General features: G+C 39.2%; 17 protein-coding genes and 1 pseudogene. 8 read left to right on the top strand and 10 right to left on the bottom strand.

Annotated elements, in window-relative coordinates; all coding sequences use genetic code 11:
- Positions 1-663: 663 nt before the first annotated feature.
- The 5 genes from V6C71_11630 to V6C71_11610 form a co-directional block, all read right to left on the bottom strand.
- Positions 664-1,380, bottom strand: a complete 717-nt coding sequence (locus V6C71_11630; GenBank protein HEY9769126.1) for a Crp/Fnr family transcriptional regulator — start codon at positions 1,378-1,380, stop codon at positions 664-666.
- Between the two features lie 415 nt (positions 1,381-1,795).
- Positions 1,796-2,437, bottom strand: coding sequence for a Crp/Fnr family transcriptional regulator (locus V6C71_11625; GenBank protein HEY9769125.1), 642 nt, complete (start codon positions 2,435-2,437; stop codon positions 1,796-1,798).
- A 576-nt stretch (positions 2,438-3,013) separates the two neighbouring features.
- Positions 3,014-3,175, bottom strand: coding sequence for a hypothetical protein (locus tag V6C71_11620; GenBank protein ID HEY9769124.1), 162 nt, complete (start codon positions 3,173-3,175; stop codon positions 3,014-3,016).
- 74 nt (positions 3,176-3,249) lie between these two features.
- Positions 3,250-3,651, bottom strand: a complete 402-nt coding sequence (locus tag V6C71_11615; protein HEY9769123.1) for a response regulator — start codon at positions 3,649-3,651, stop codon at positions 3,250-3,252.
- 117 nt (positions 3,652-3,768) lie between these two features.
- On the bottom strand, positions 3,769-4,614 hold the full coding sequence (locus tag V6C71_11610; GenBank protein ID HEY9769122.1) for a glucosamine-6-phosphate deaminase: 846 nt from the start codon (positions 4,612-4,614) through the stop codon (positions 3,769-3,771).
- A gap of 29 nt (positions 4,615-4,643) precedes the next feature.
- Between V6C71_11610 and V6C71_11605 the strand changes: the two genes are divergently transcribed.
- Positions 4,644-5,126 (top strand): glutathione peroxidase, encoded by a 483-nt coding sequence (locus tag V6C71_11605; protein ID HEY9769121.1) that lies wholly within the window; start codon positions 4,644-4,646, stop codon positions 5,124-5,126.
- A 131-nt stretch (positions 5,127-5,257) separates the two neighbouring features.
- Here V6C71_11605 and V6C71_11600 read toward each other — a convergent pair whose 3' ends face one another.
- Positions 5,258-5,467 carry a hypothetical protein gene (locus V6C71_11600; GenBank protein ID HEY9769120.1) on the bottom strand — a complete coding sequence of 70 codons (210 nt, stop codon included), beginning with the start codon at positions 5,465-5,467 and terminating at the stop codon, positions 5,258-5,260.
- Between the two features lie 189 nt (positions 5,468-5,656).
- On the opposite strand from V6C71_11600, the gene V6C71_11595 reads away from it, so the two are divergent.
- The 3 genes from V6C71_11595 to V6C71_11585 are packed head-to-tail and all read left to right on the top strand — an operon-like array spanning position 5,657 to position 7,525.
- On the top strand, positions 5,657-5,845 hold the full coding sequence (locus V6C71_11595) for a hypothetical protein (GenBank protein ID HEY9769119.1): 189 nt from the start codon (positions 5,657-5,659) through the stop codon (positions 5,843-5,845).
- Between the two features lie 53 nt (positions 5,846-5,898).
- Positions 5,899-6,711, top strand: a complete 813-nt coding sequence (locus V6C71_11590; protein ID HEY9769118.1) for a DUF1206 domain-containing protein — start codon at positions 5,899-5,901, stop codon at positions 6,709-6,711.
- A complete protein-coding gene (locus tag V6C71_11585) occupies positions 6,698-7,525 on the top strand; it encodes a hypothetical protein (GenBank protein HEY9769117.1) in 828 nt (275 codons plus the stop codon). The genes V6C71_11590 and V6C71_11585 overlap by 14 nt, the downstream gene beginning before the upstream one ends.
- An 88-nt stretch (positions 7,526-7,613) precedes the next feature.
- Here the strand turns inward: V6C71_11585 and V6C71_11580 are convergent, their stop codons facing one another.
- Positions 7,614-7,775, bottom strand: a complete 162-nt coding sequence (locus V6C71_11580) for a hypothetical protein (protein ID HEY9769116.1) — start codon at positions 7,773-7,775, stop codon at positions 7,614-7,616.
- Between the two features lie 203 nt (positions 7,776-7,978).
- Here V6C71_11580 and V6C71_11575 point away from each other — a divergent pair, with 203 nt between their 5' ends.
- A complete protein-coding gene (locus V6C71_11575; protein HEY9769115.1) occupies positions 7,979-8,494 on the top strand; it encodes a hypothetical protein in 516 nt (171 codons plus the stop codon).
- A gap of 3 nt (positions 8,495-8,497) precedes the next feature.
- Here the strand turns inward: V6C71_11575 and V6C71_11570 are convergent, their stop codons facing one another.
- Complete coding sequence (locus tag V6C71_11570) at positions 8,498-9,454, bottom strand: IS982 family transposase (GenBank protein HEY9769114.1); 957 nt, start codon at positions 9,452-9,454, stop codon at positions 8,498-8,500.
- Positions 9,455-9,544: 90 nt separating this feature from the next.
- On the opposite strand from V6C71_11570, the pseudogene V6C71_11565 reads away from it, so the two are divergent.
- A pseudogene (locus V6C71_11565) lies at positions 9,545-9,964 on the top strand (hypothetical protein).
- A gap of 13 nt (positions 9,965-9,977) precedes the next feature.
- On the opposite strand, the gene V6C71_11560 reads toward V6C71_11565, so the two are convergent.
- Positions 9,978-10,316, bottom strand: a complete 339-nt coding sequence (locus V6C71_11560; protein ID HEY9769113.1) for a hypothetical protein — start codon at positions 10,314-10,316, stop codon at positions 9,978-9,980.
- 271 nt (positions 10,317-10,587) lie between these two features.
- Between V6C71_11560 and V6C71_11555 the strand changes: the two genes are divergently transcribed.
- Together V6C71_11555 and V6C71_11550 are read left to right on the top strand one after the other, a co-directional pair.
- Entirely contained in the window at positions 10,588-10,770 is a 183-nt protein-coding gene (locus V6C71_11555; GenBank protein HEY9769112.1) for a hypothetical protein, read from the top strand.
- A 146-nt stretch (positions 10,771-10,916) separates the two neighbouring features.
- Positions 10,917-11,231 (top strand): hypothetical protein, encoded by a 315-nt coding sequence (locus tag V6C71_11550; GenBank protein ID HEY9769111.1) that lies wholly within the window; start codon positions 10,917-10,919, stop codon positions 11,229-11,231.
- Here the strand turns inward: V6C71_11550 and purF are convergent.
- Positions 11,205-12,704, bottom strand: coding sequence for an amidophosphoribosyltransferase (gene purF, locus V6C71_11545; protein ID HEY9769110.1), 1,500 nt, complete (start codon positions 12,702-12,704; stop codon positions 11,205-11,207). The genes V6C71_11550 and purF overlap by 27 nt on opposite strands.
- Positions 12,705-12,749: the final 45 nt, after the last annotated feature.

Genomic DNA, 12,749 nt, shown 5'->3' with positions numbered 1-12,749 from the left:
TTTCTCTTAGACGATGGGACTTTAACCCATATCTATCACATCCGTTCAGGTTACATACGGTTTTCTCTCCGTCCTCGCCTGGGAAGCGCTACCTCTTTATTTTTCTAAAGTTTCGTACTTCCAACGAATCGCACTTTTATTCGTCTTGTTAGCTTCCCGCCTCACAGGCTCATGCCTCCACCAAGCAAGCTTAGTATTGGTCTTATAGTGCCTCCACAGGCAGAGATCCGCCTTCCGCAGACCTATATTTGTTTTTTTTATTTGGCTAACATACATTTGGACTGTATACGGGTTTGTCTTATTGGCATTGCACCCGCACGTAACACCAGTGATGTAGAGGTTTTCTTATGATTGAGATCGAGAGCGAATCCGGGCGCACACTTCTAAGGAAACAAGCAGCTTTTTCAAGCCTTGCTACTTGAGAACAAATTCATTGTACAATGGCTACGTTCCTTATTATATAAAGCTTTCGGCAATAGTAATCTAAGTACTTAAGTTCCCTAAAGGACTAGCTTCGCGTGACGCGCCAGCTTATCCGAAGGTGTACCCTTTAGGGAATCCTTTAGGACGCGATTCATCGAGTGCCTTGTTGCCGAAGACTGAGAGTTCTCTCACACAACTGTTAAAAAAGCGCGATCGCACTTTTTTTAAATCCTGAAATAGTTAGGGATCTAATGTCAGTAATCGAGAAAATTCACTGGAGATCAGCTCATAGCATTCGCAGCTAGAAGCTACTAACTTCTCTTGAGAGATAATATTGATATTACCTCGTTTATACTTAATCATACCTGCTTGTTGAAACTTACTGGCTACTTCTGATACACCAGTACGACGTACCCCTAACATCTGAGAAATAAATTCTTGGGTTAACTGAAATTGGTCTTTTTGAATCCTGTCTCGTACCGTTAATAACCAGCGAGCAAATCGCTGCTCTATACAATGATAACGATTACAAGCAGCAATCTGACCCACCTCAATTATTCGAGCCTGAACATACCGCATTAAAAGACGTTTTAATTCTCCATCACGGTCGATCTCTTGTTGTAGCCGACGTGCAGAAATCCTTAGTCCACTATTACCTGCCTGGACTATAGCGGCAGAGTTAGTATAACCAGTATTCAAGATGATTGGTAACCCTACCATACCTTCATTGCCAATGACTCCAATTTCTGTGGTTGAGCCATTTTCCAGAATCGCTACGGTAGAGACAATTGAGTGAGAGGGAAAATAAGCATGGTCATAGTTTTCCCCAGGATTATAAAGAATTTTATGCTGAGGAAGCTCTATTGGTTGTAAATGAGGACAAAGACGCTGATACGACTCGCTGGGTAAAGCACCTAGCAGACGATTAATTGGCTTGCTGTTAAGGGGTATAGGCAATTTAATGAGCTCTCAAAGTTAAAACACGATTAAAAGAATCTTTTGCCAAAACTTTGACCAAAAAAATTATCAATTCAAAATTTAATTTTGAATTGATAATTTTGAATTTTGAATATTAAAATTAGTAGCAAAGCGACTTAACAAACTGAGTTCATAATTTAAAATAGTAAATAATTGTAGGTAACTCGGTCCGCTATCGCACATACTTTGCTCGAAAGTTACTAGGCGTTGAATTTAAAGTTAAACCGTTTACAAAACAATAGCTTCTGAAGCTAGCCTAATTGCACCAACTCTATATTCATTTCAAATAGAAACCATCTCAATAGCAAAAACGCTCGACAAGTCGCCGTAAAGCCTCTGACTTCTGACTTGCGATCTCTGTCTCGTGCAGCAAGATGAGCAAAGTCGGGACGAGCTAAACTCTCGCCCTTCTATGGCGGGGTAAGCTTAGAATCTGATAACACTCGCAGGCGATCGCTTCTAAAGCTTCCCGGTCTAAAATTTTAATCTGACCCCGATGATAGTCAATAATCCCCTGCCGTTGAAGTTGTTTGGCGATTTCGCTCACTCCCGTGCGACGCACCCCTAGCATCTTGGAGAGTAATTGCTGAGTCAACGAAAACGTTTCTTCTTCAAGGCGATCGTCAAGCATGATTAACCAGCGAGCAGTTCGCTGTTTGACGGTATGATGATTGTTACAGGCAGCACATTGACTCACCTGATTAAACAAACTAAGAGAATATTGCAGTATTAGTTTTTGGAGTGATTCGCTACGCTCATATTCTATTCGCAGGGCTATGGCATCTATTCGCAAGGCTGTACCTTTCATTTGCACTTCAGCCCTGCTACTGCCTAATACTCCATCTCCTAAAAATTGTGGAGTCCCGACCATTCCTTCTTTGCCAATCACCCCAATTTCTGTAGTCGAGCCATCTTGCATGGTCGAGACTAAACACACTATTCCTTGAGTAGGGAAATATACCGATTCTATTTTTTGATTAGTTTTAAGGAGAATTTCACCTAGAGAAAGCTCAACTGGTTCAAGAGAATGTTGCAAGTGTTGATACTCTTGCTGAGGTAATGCTGATAGTATGCGATTATTTGAAAATTTATTTGATAAATTAATAACATGGGAAACTTAATTTTCCTACTAAATTTTGCACGGTTACAACAATATTATTTGAGCGGGTGTTTGTTGACATCCTTCCGTCGGCTACGCCGACGGAAATTTCTAAGACTTGAAACGTTCTACATTCAACGACTCGCCGTTAGACAGCAGGGTTGCCCCAACCTCCCAAGAGGGCAAATCTCTAGCGTACCGCCAGTACTGCGCTGCTACTTTATTCCCTATTCCCTAACGACAATCATTTTATATTTAATTACACCCACCTACTTCTAGTACCAGATACTCCTAAACGATCCTATATTTTTACTGCTCGGTCTTGGAGTTTGAGACGTTCAAAAAACTGAGCAATTATTTCAGGGTATTTAATGAGCAGCAGTCTATCTGATTCTTCCAATCCTAACATAGTTGAGATGAAGACAATGGGAATTAGACAGATCGACAGATTGGACTTGAGCCGATGATACAGATTTAATCGATCTAGTTTACCTGATTCAGGCGCGACCAGATTCAGTAAATAATACCTGGCTGTTCTAATTGTGCTACGGTTATTCCTTCTTGTTTAGTAAAAGCCGTTAAAATTTGCCAGTTAGCGCAACTAGAAAAAATAGATTTAATGAGATTGATAAATTCATCGCTACTATCAATAATTAAAACACACTGCTTCATCATGTTTATCTTTGCTTAATACCCAGAAAATTTTATTTTTCTACCGAATTTAATCGCAGCGATCTAGCAATGTAAAGCTAGACACAATCTCTAATTATGTAGCTATAGTTTCTGATTTCTTCGCTTATTAAATACTGTAGTTGGTCAATGTTCATCGGCTTAGTAATTATTTTCACGCTATCCTTAATTTGCAATTCAAGTATTTCCCCGATGGGATGCATAGCCGTCATAAATATAATTGGAATATAACAAGTAGTTAGAGCCGACTTAAGCAATCGATAAACATCTAGTCCATTGAGGTCGGGCATTACTATATCCAGCAAGATTGCATCTGGTCGGATATAGTTTGCTAAGATAATCGCCTCTTTTCCATGAGAAGCTGTGGCAATCTGCCAGTCGGTTTCAGATTCGAGAACGAATTTGATTAAAGCAGTGCAATCATCGTTATCATCAACAATCAAAATCTGTTTAGAAGCCACAACTTATATTAAGTCTTTTTCTTTATGGTATTTAGTATGGCAAATTTTTTTGCTTATCTTTGTCCGCTAACGGACATATATACATAACTAAAGCTGATTCAACAATTACCGATTAATTTAATTTTCTGTTTTTTCAGACAAACTTGTTGAATCGCGATCGTTTATATGGTTTACCGTACAAAACAGCGTAGCTTGAGGTAAAGTACGTAAAATAGTTGCGGGAAAACTTGGCGCGATCGCACTTGTTAAAGTCTGTTTGACAACTTCTGCTTTATGTTTCCCCCCCGCCAAACAAAATATTTTTTTAGCAGCGCAAATTGTGGGAATCGTCAGGGTATAAGCATAGCTAGGCACGTCTGATAGATTGGCAAAATAACCACCGTTTACCTGCTGCTGTCGGGTTTTAGTTTCTAATCGAACTAACTTTACTGCTTGAGAATCGTTAAAATCAGCCACAGAAGGCTCATTGAAGGCAAGGTGTCCATTGTCGCCAATACCCAGCATACAAAGATCGATCGCCTGTTGCTGTAATAAATTAGCGTAGCGAGAACATTCTGCTAAAGGCTGTAGTGCATCTCCTTCTATATAGTTAAAAATGCGTGGCTGTACTCGTTGCTCTAGCTTACTGCGTAGGTAATAACGAAAGCTACCAGGATGATCGGCGGCAATTCCCAAATACTCATCCAGGTGAAACAAAATAATCCGTGACCAATCTAGTTTGTTGCCAGAAGCGATTGAATTGCGTCCATGCTTGGCGATCGCATCTAAAAACTTTAGTTGTGAATTACCCGTAGCCAGAATAATACTGACAGTTGCCTGTTGTTCTAGTAACGACTGTAAATAATCTTGCGCCAGCATAGCGACATCATTAGTCAACTCGTTAGCAGAGTAAGAGATTCTGACGGATAAATCTTTAACTTTAGTTACTTGAGTATCTATGAATGGTAAAGTACTATCTGGCATCTTTAATCAATTAAATTCTTAATTAGAAAATGAGCAATATATCTGATATAGCTGTAAAAACAATTGATGGCGACGAAGAAAAATTTGCCGACTATAAAGGTATGGTGTTGTTAATTGTTAATGTTGCTTCCTACTGCGGTTATACTCCTCAATACCATGGACTTGAAGAGTTAAATCAACAATATGGCGATCGCGGTTTGCGGGTATTAGGTTTTCCCTGTAACGATTTTGGCGCACAAGAGCCAGGAACAAACGCAGAAATTGCTGATTTTTGCGAAACTAACTACGGTATTAGCTTTGAATTGTTTGACAAAGTTCACGCAAAGGGTTCACAGCAGCATCCTTTATATCAAACTCTCACTAGTTCCGTTGAGCCAAAGGGTGATGTGGCTTGGAACTTTGAGAAGTTTTTGATTGGTAAACAAGGCGAGGTTGTGGCTCGGTTTGGTAGTGGCGTAACTCCTACTTCTGCTGAGTTGATTCAAGCAATTGAAGCTGAACTAGATAAATAAATAGACTTTTAGCTTAAAAGAGCGATCGCTATTTAGGGAAAATTAGGGAAAATTGATTTAACATTTTGGTAATCTGCTTGCCAAGAGGCTTTAAGCTTGTTGCTAAATTTTGGTGCAACAAGATCGAGATCCTACTTTTTATAGGCTTTGGCTGAAGCAGAGATCCAGGTATAAGCAGCAATGCAAAATGGCAGCAGAATAAAAATCGCTCCAGAAACTAATGGATTCTCTCTTACGATAGCAAAAGATGTCATGGCGGTTATTCCTAAACCACAGTAAAGCAACCCTATTAGGGGTATTCCTAATACTAGTAAAGCAAATTTGCGATCGTCTGGATTCATAGGTTGTGAGTTGTCTTAATTTTAATGGACATTAATTTTTAAGCAATGCCGATTGTACAAAACTATCAATTAATTTAGCAGATACTCGATTGCGGAGCGTTATCAGTGCATGGCTTCATATCTCGATCTGCAATCTATTTTAAATATTTTTGGGTTCATCTGTTATGAGTAGAATTAAATTCTCAAATCTTGATTAGCCAAATACAGCTATGGTTAGATATTCTCGCCAACTGTCCAAAGGATGATACATACCTGGTTTCTAGTAATGGCGATCAACAACGTTCAATCGATTCTGGATTTATTAAACACATTTCTAAATCACTTAATATTAATATTTCTCTGTTGATTAAAGCGATCGCATTCAATCTGTATTTATAAGGATAATCTTAATAAAAGTAAGATCGTATTATTCCTAGAGATCGAGCTAGCTAATGCAGCAATGGTTAAATAAATTAATTACTAATCCTTGGTTGAGACGATACATTTTAATCGGATATGCAGCCAAAGGAACTATCTACTTATTAATTGGTATCTTAGCAGTCCAAGCTGCTGTAACTCCCAGCCATCAAGCATCTGGAACATATCTTACCTTAACCTTTTTGACACACCAGCCGTTAGGCAAAATGTTAGCTTGTTTACTAGCGATCGCTTTAATTGGATATGTGTTGCGAAGATTGCTTCAGTTTTTGCTAATTTCAGGACATTCTAGTTCCAATTTCAGTGGCATCTTTCAACGCCTTGGCTACTTAATGAGTGCTTTGAGCTATGCTGGGGTTGCTTATTCGGCTCTCAATATTGTTTTTGAATTGGGAGAGCATGACGATACGATTGAAGATTTAGTAAATCAATTATTCGATCGCGCTTTAGGAGAATGGCTAATTTTACTAGGGGGAATTGCCGTGACAACTATCGGGCTGATTTATGTTTGTGGAGCATATACTGGTGGTTATATCAGTGAGTTTGAGAAGAGCGATATTCACCATCGATTAGAGAAATGGACTATAGGCATTGGCAAACTAGGTGTGACAGCAAGAGGCGTAGCTTTTGTTTTGACGGGTATCTTCTTAATCCAGGCTGCTATTTCTGGCAATTCAGAACTTGCAGGAGGATTACAAAACGCTTTGCGGCTGTTGGCAACAAGTCCTTTAGGATGGTTTTGGCTGGGATCGATTGGTGTAGGTTTTATTTGCTATGGACTATATATGTTCGTCGCTGCTATCTATCGACGTTATGCCATTAAATAAAGCTTATTTAACTCCTAAAGCCAAAGAAAAGTCATCCCTGATGGCTATTCGTAAGCTAGACGTAAGCCTAATCGCCATGCTCATTTTTACTACTATATCTGCCTGTGCGAGTAATTCAAAAATTATAGTTGACCGAGATGGTTTAACAGATGTAGCAGAGATTACCCGACATCTTGAAAGTTATATTGGACAATCTGTATTAGTTCGCAATAATGTTCTAAAAACAGTAGGAAAAAAAGGTTTTGTCTTAGACAAGGATCGGGCTTTTAGTGGCGACACTATTTTAGTTCTCAATATATCTAAAATGCCTTTATTATTTTCTAATGAATCAACTCTCGAAATTTTAGTTCGTGGCACAGTAGAAAAGTTAACTTTGACCGATCTTGAACAGAAGTACGGATTGAAGCTCAATGGCGATCTTTATGCTCAATACGAAAACCAGCCTGTAATTATTGCCGACTCACTAACCCTTTCACCCGATCCAGAAGATTTAACTTCCAATCCCCAAGCATATTACAATAAGCCATTAGCAGTCAAAGGAGAGCTAGAAGATCTTAAAAGCTATGGTATTTTTGAACTTGATGAAGAACAAGTATTTGGCGGAGAAGATTTAATCGTAATCCAACCCAAACCGAGAATTGAACTCTATAAAGAGCAGACTGCAATTATATATGGCACGTTACGTCCATTAGTGGTGATAGAGTTAGAGCGAGATTACGATCTGGGTTGGGATTTATCGATTCAAGCAGAAATTGAAGCCGAGTATGCTCAAAAGCCAGTTTTAGTTGCTGAAAAAATCCAGCTTTTGCAATAATAGAGTACAATCGGTCGGCTAGGCGTAAGCCTAATCACTTTTACTACCAATAAATTAATTAATACTAACTTTTTTCTCACTAATAGAGTTAAGAATTAGCCAGATCTTTTTTCCTAACAAAAAGTACTACGCCACCGATTATTAAAAAAGCAATTCCCCACCAAAGAGAGTTGCCTGGAAGAACGTTAAGTAAAAGCGTAGTTAATCCTGAAGTGATTAGCGACCATCCTGCTGTTGTTTGATACTGCATTATTTTTAATAACAATTATTTTAGTCAATTAAATCAAAACTGTTTCTAAACATCTTGTTAACTCTGACATAATCTAAAATTATTGCTAATAACTCTTCAATAGATTTTATTATTTTAATTATCATAATATTCGGTAATTAATCTCAATTTTTAGCTAGATTAAATAACATATTATTCAACAGTTAAATCAATCTATTCAATAAATGAAGTTAGCAGCGATCGACATAGGCACTAATTCCATCCATATGATTGTCGTAGAGGCAACTAGTAAGAGCAGCTTTGATATTATCGAACGCGAGAAGGAGATGGTAAAGTTAGGGGCAGGAGTATTTGCATCTAACTATATCAGCGATCGCGCCTTTCAATTTGGTCTAGAGACTATTACTCGCTACGTTCAACTAGCCGATCTTCTGGAGGTAGACGAAATTGTTACTGCTGCAACTAGTGCTATTCGCGAAGCACACAACGGGGAAGATTTTTTAAAGGAAGTAGTGGCTCAAACTGGTCTTTGTCCTAAAATCATTTCAGGGAAAGAAGAAGCGAGGTTGATTTTGCTAGCTGTCCGTAATTCAATTGCCCTGGAAGAAGATAGAGCATTAATTATCGATATTGGTGGTGGCAGTACGGAGATGGTGGTAGTAGATCGCCATAAAATGTTCTTCGGGGATAGCCTGCCTTTAGGAGTTCTACGTTTACTTGATACGTCTGATGTGAATTAAATTTTAACGAATAGCTACAGATTGAAAAGTTTGAACATCAATTCCGAACTGGCGGCGAAGGAGAATACGTAAAGTATGAGAGGTAATCTTAGCTGCCATATGGGTAGCAAAACCAACAACGGTCTTACTTAATAGCCGTTCAGGATTACGACCAGTGTTTTGAATTTCCTGAAAAACGCCTTCGATTCTTTGTCGAACTCGACTAATCAAACGTTTTAAGGTGCTGGAATTCTGACGGAGTTGATTGCAACGTTGAATTGTCAAAATTCGATTTCCTGTTGAACTGATAATTTCTTCTTGCCAATCTTGTCCAATGAAACCTTTGTCCCCATAAACATCACAACCTTGAACTAATTCCAAAACGCCCTCTACTGCTTGTCGCTCATCAGTGTTAGCCGAAACTAAGTCAGAAGCAATCGGTATTCCCTCCAAAGTTGAGAGCATGACTAACTTGTAGCCGAAATACTTCAACAGCGCGATTGCACAAGCTGCTTGCGAAGCAGCGTGCCTCGCGCTCATCTTTCTAGCTGCACAATATCCATAATCTGCACTTCCATCAAAGTCACTATGTTTTTTGCTTCTTCTGTAGCCCATAATTGGTATAGGTTTGGTGTCAATAACACAGCTTTCTAAGTTTTCTACTCCCAACTGCTTAACCCATTTTCTTCTTAACATTTCTAGCATTCGACCTAATTTTCGTAAGCGTCGATTGAATTGGCTCTGGTCTAGCAACTGAGGAAACCAATGCCCATAATTGGCACGGATAAATCCGATGAATTGAGTCTCTCCTGGAAATGGTAAATAGTCCATGACCAATGCTAGTGTCATGACTTCGCTATCGCTCATTTCTGGTTTAGCACCTGGAGAAATTCCTTTTAAAGCTTTTCCTTCTATTAGATACCAGTCATCGACAAGGACAAAAATTGTAATTACGAGGCTTTCAAAGTTTATGCTATTCATGAGGGAAGATTTTTGATGAGAAGCTTGATAACTTTCATCTTCAGTCTTTTCCTCATTTTTTCCTAATTCACATCAGACGTTTCATATAAAAAACATCATAAGAACTCGCGCTATCTGATTCAACGTAGCAATCCAAGAGGGTTTACTGATGAGGAAATACTACTAATCAAGCATTTAGCTCGCTATCACTGCAAAGCAAAGCCGAGCAAAAAACACAAAAAGTTTAGAAAACTCGATAAACGCCATCGTTGCATTATCAAACTTCTTTCTGGAATTTTGAGGATTGCCGTGGCACTGAACAAAACTAAAAACAGAAGGGTCAAGGAGATTACTTGTCAGGGATTTAAAGAAAAGCTAGAAATAAGCATTTCAGGTGCAGACAATCTTGAAGTAGAAATTTGGGCAGCGCGTCGCAGTTGTCATGTTTTAGCCGAGGCATTAAAGTGTCAGATCGAGATTCAAAAAATCTCGGCATCTGAGTCTGAGACTGAGGCGGAAACAAGCAAGTAAAGGCAGATTGATATCAACTAAGTTCAACATTAACTTCTTCTTCTTCAGTTTTGTTATTTTCTGGTACGTCAGTAGTTATTTTTAGATGAGCTACGTTCATTACGCCGACACTAACTTCTAATGTCACTCGCTCACCGTCGATCTTTTTTTCTCGTACTCTTTGACCAGCAACTTGTATTATATCTAAGGCTTGGTCAACCGCAGCTTGGATCGCTTCGTCCGTAATTTCTTCTACTTTTCCGTCTGCAAGTTTAGAAACCTGATTGGCTACCTTTTTGCCTGTTTTCTCTACTGCATCAGTGACTTGATTCATTAGCTTTTTACTTTGTTGGGGGATGTTTTCTAAATCCATGGTTTTATTCGCAAACCAAATAGTTGAATTTTCAGGTTTAAATTGCTATTTCATAGCACCACATGGTAATTTTTAATTCATCCTCCTGAAGATAGTGATAAGTATTTTGAAATATAGCATTTTTCAAAAATTTGTACTAAAGATGAACGTACCGCAATCCAAGTGATTATATATTGGAACAATACTAATAAAGCAAAAGCGAGAAGGCTCTCAATACTGTTCGGTTAAGCCAAAAACATGAGTTAATGAGAGTATTTGTAATCCAAATCGCATGGAACTCAAACCCTTAACTCTTATTGCCCCAAAAATTCAAGTAAGTGAAATATTTCCCGCTTTGGAATTAATCATGTCTCATCAAGCTATTGATGAGGCGATGGCTGAAACCAATAGTCAAGAAAAACGTAAACGTCTACTTCCAACTCATCTAATTATCGCCAAGCGTAATTGCTCTTAGCTTATGGTCGACAGACTCTGTTGTAGATGTATTGAAGAATTTAATTCAAGGGTTATCATCCTCATGGATACCCAAAGGAATCAAATGGAAGACACAAGCGTAAATCTTCAATCAGTGAAGCACGTCAAAGAGTAGGATGTGGGGTAATGACGAGACTCTTTGAGAAACTAGCTCGACCAATGGCAAAGAGAGAAACTCCATCAGCCTTTTTGAAAAGATTACGATGGATGGCAATTGACGGTACAGTATTCGATCTTCCTGATACGGAAGAAAATAGTCGAGTTTTTGGTTATCCAGGGAGCAGAAAAGGGACAAAGGCGGCTTTTCCTCCCCAGATTATAAAGAAGGGGCTTCCACGCTACCATTTTTGTGATTCACCAACGCCAACATTCTTAACCCAGAAACTTTATTTTTCTTCACTCAGGCGTCAACAATTAAACCTTTGTCTTTTCCAAGATTAACTTAGAACGCCTCACATCTTCGGGAATAGTGACAGGGTAATCTCCTGTGAAGCAAGCAGAACAAAAATGATTAGTATTTTCCTGGGTTGCTTCTAACATCCCCGACCAAGATAAATACGCTAAAGTATCTACACCAATTCTCTCCTCAATCTCTTTAACAGACTTAGTTGCAGCAATTAGCTGCTCCTGGTTGTCGGTATCGATGCCATAGAAACAGGGATGAGTGACGGGAGGGGAAGAAATCCTCATGTGTACTTCAGTCGCCCCTGCATCTCTAAGAGTTTTAACAATTTTCTTGCTAGTTGTTCCTCGCACGATCGAATCATCGACAATAATGATTCTTTTACCCTGCAAAGCATCTTTAAGCGTGTTAAGCTTCATGCGAATACCTGCCTCGCGCATACTTTGAGTCGGTTGAATAAAAGTACGTCCTACATAGCGATTTTTAATCAATCCCTCGCCATAGGAAAGACCAGATTCGCGAGAAAAACCGATCGCAGCAGGAATACCAGAATCAGGAACACCAATTACCAAATCGGCATCAACAAAAGATTCTCTCGCCAGCTGTCTGCCCAAACGAACGCGGTAGCTATATAGAGTCTCGTCGTGCATTACGCTATCAGGACGAGCAAAATAAATCATTTCAAAGATACATAGCTTCTTCTCGGCTTGTTCTGCCCAATTGATTGAAACCATGCCTGAATTGGTGATCCAAACTAGCTCTCCTGGATTAACATCGCGCACATATTCTGCGCCGATAATATCTAGCCCGCAGGTTTCAGAGGATAAGACATAGCGTTCGCCTTTGCCGTCTTCTTCTGATAAGATACCAATTACTAAAGGACGAATACCATTGCGATCGCGCACTCCCATCAAACCATCTGGAGTAGCGATCGTTAAGCTATATGCCCCACTGCATAATTTGAAAGCACTAATCGCCCCCTGAATCCAATCTTTGCCTTGATTTACTTCATCAGCTATGGTCAAGGCAATCATCTCTGAATCGGTAGAAGTAATAAAGCTAGCTTTCCTTTGGCTTAAATGCTGACGAAGTTCTACAGCGTTAACCAAATTACCGTTATGAGCTAGAGCCAGCTTACCCAGTCTCGTATTTAGGATAACGGGTTGGGCATTCTCTTTCAGGCTAGAGCCAGTGGTTGAGTAGCGCGTATGACCAACAGCAATCTCTCCTGGTAGCTCCTCTAATATTTTTTCATTAAAAACTTGGGATACTAAACCCATGTCTTTATGACAATAAACTTGTCCCTGTTTTAAGGTAGCAATACCTGCTGACTCTTGTCCTCTGTGTTGTAGAGCATAAAGACCAAAGTAAGTTAATTTGGCTACCTCTAAAGCTTTTTCAGGCGCATATACTCCAAATACGCCACAGGCTTCTTCTGGTTTGTCACTACGCTGACTGCTTATTAAAGAATCAGTATTTTCTGTCCATTCGAAAGACTGTTGTGACATCATGCTATTGGCTTGCTCCTACCTTAAGGTAATAAGTATTTACAGGTA

This window comes from Coleofasciculaceae cyanobacterium (assembly GCA_036703275.1).
In the GTDB taxonomy this organism is placed as follows: Bacteria; Cyanobacteriota; Cyanobacteriia; order Cyanobacteriales; family Xenococcaceae; genus Waterburya.
Note: the sequence above shows the minus strand (reverse complement) of the source record. Positions and strands in the feature narration are given on the sequence as shown.

Coding starts and splice junctions, on each gene's coding strand:
- V6C71_11620 (HEY9769124.1), bottom strand. CDS start 3,175: ATGATGAAGCAGTGTGTTTTAATTATTGATAGTAGCGATGAATTTATC.
- V6C71_11585 (HEY9769117.1), top strand. CDS start 6,698: ATGCCATTAAATAAAGCTTATTTAACTCCTAAAGCCAAAGAAAAGTCA.
- V6C71_11600 (HEY9769120.1), bottom strand. CDS start 5,467: ATGAATCCAGACGATCGCAAATTTGCTTTACTAGTATTAGGAATACCC.
- V6C71_11580 (HEY9769116.1), bottom strand. CDS start 7,775: ATGCAGTATCAAACAACAGCAGGATGGTCGCTAATCACTTCAGGATTA.
- V6C71_11555 (HEY9769112.1), top strand. CDS start 10,588: ATGGAACTCAAACCCTTAACTCTTATTGCCCCAAAAATTCAAGTAAGT.
- V6C71_11605 (HEY9769121.1), top strand. CDS start 4,644: ATGAGCAATATATCTGATATAGCTGTAAAAACAATTGATGGCGACGAA.
- V6C71_11575 (HEY9769115.1), top strand. CDS start 7,979: ATGAAGTTAGCAGCGATCGACATAGGCACTAATTCCATCCATATGATT.
- V6C71_11550 (HEY9769111.1), top strand. CDS start 10,917: ATGACGAGACTCTTTGAGAAACTAGCTCGACCAATGGCAAAGAGAGAA.
- V6C71_11610 (HEY9769122.1), bottom strand. CDS start 4,614: ATGCCAGATAGTACTTTACCATTCATAGATACTCAAGTAACTAAAGTT.
- V6C71_11570 (HEY9769114.1), bottom strand. CDS start 9,454: ATGAATAGCATAAACTTTGAAAGCCTCGTAATTACAATTTTTGTCCTT.
- V6C71_11590 (HEY9769118.1), top strand. CDS start 5,899: ATGCAGCAATGGTTAAATAAATTAATTACTAATCCTTGGTTGAGACGA.
- V6C71_11560 (HEY9769113.1), bottom strand. CDS start 10,316: ATGGATTTAGAAAACATCCCCCAACAAAGTAAAAAGCTAATGAATCAA.
- purF (HEY9769110.1), bottom strand. CDS start 12,704: ATGATGTCACAACAGTCTTTCGAATGGACAGAAAATACTGATTCTTTA.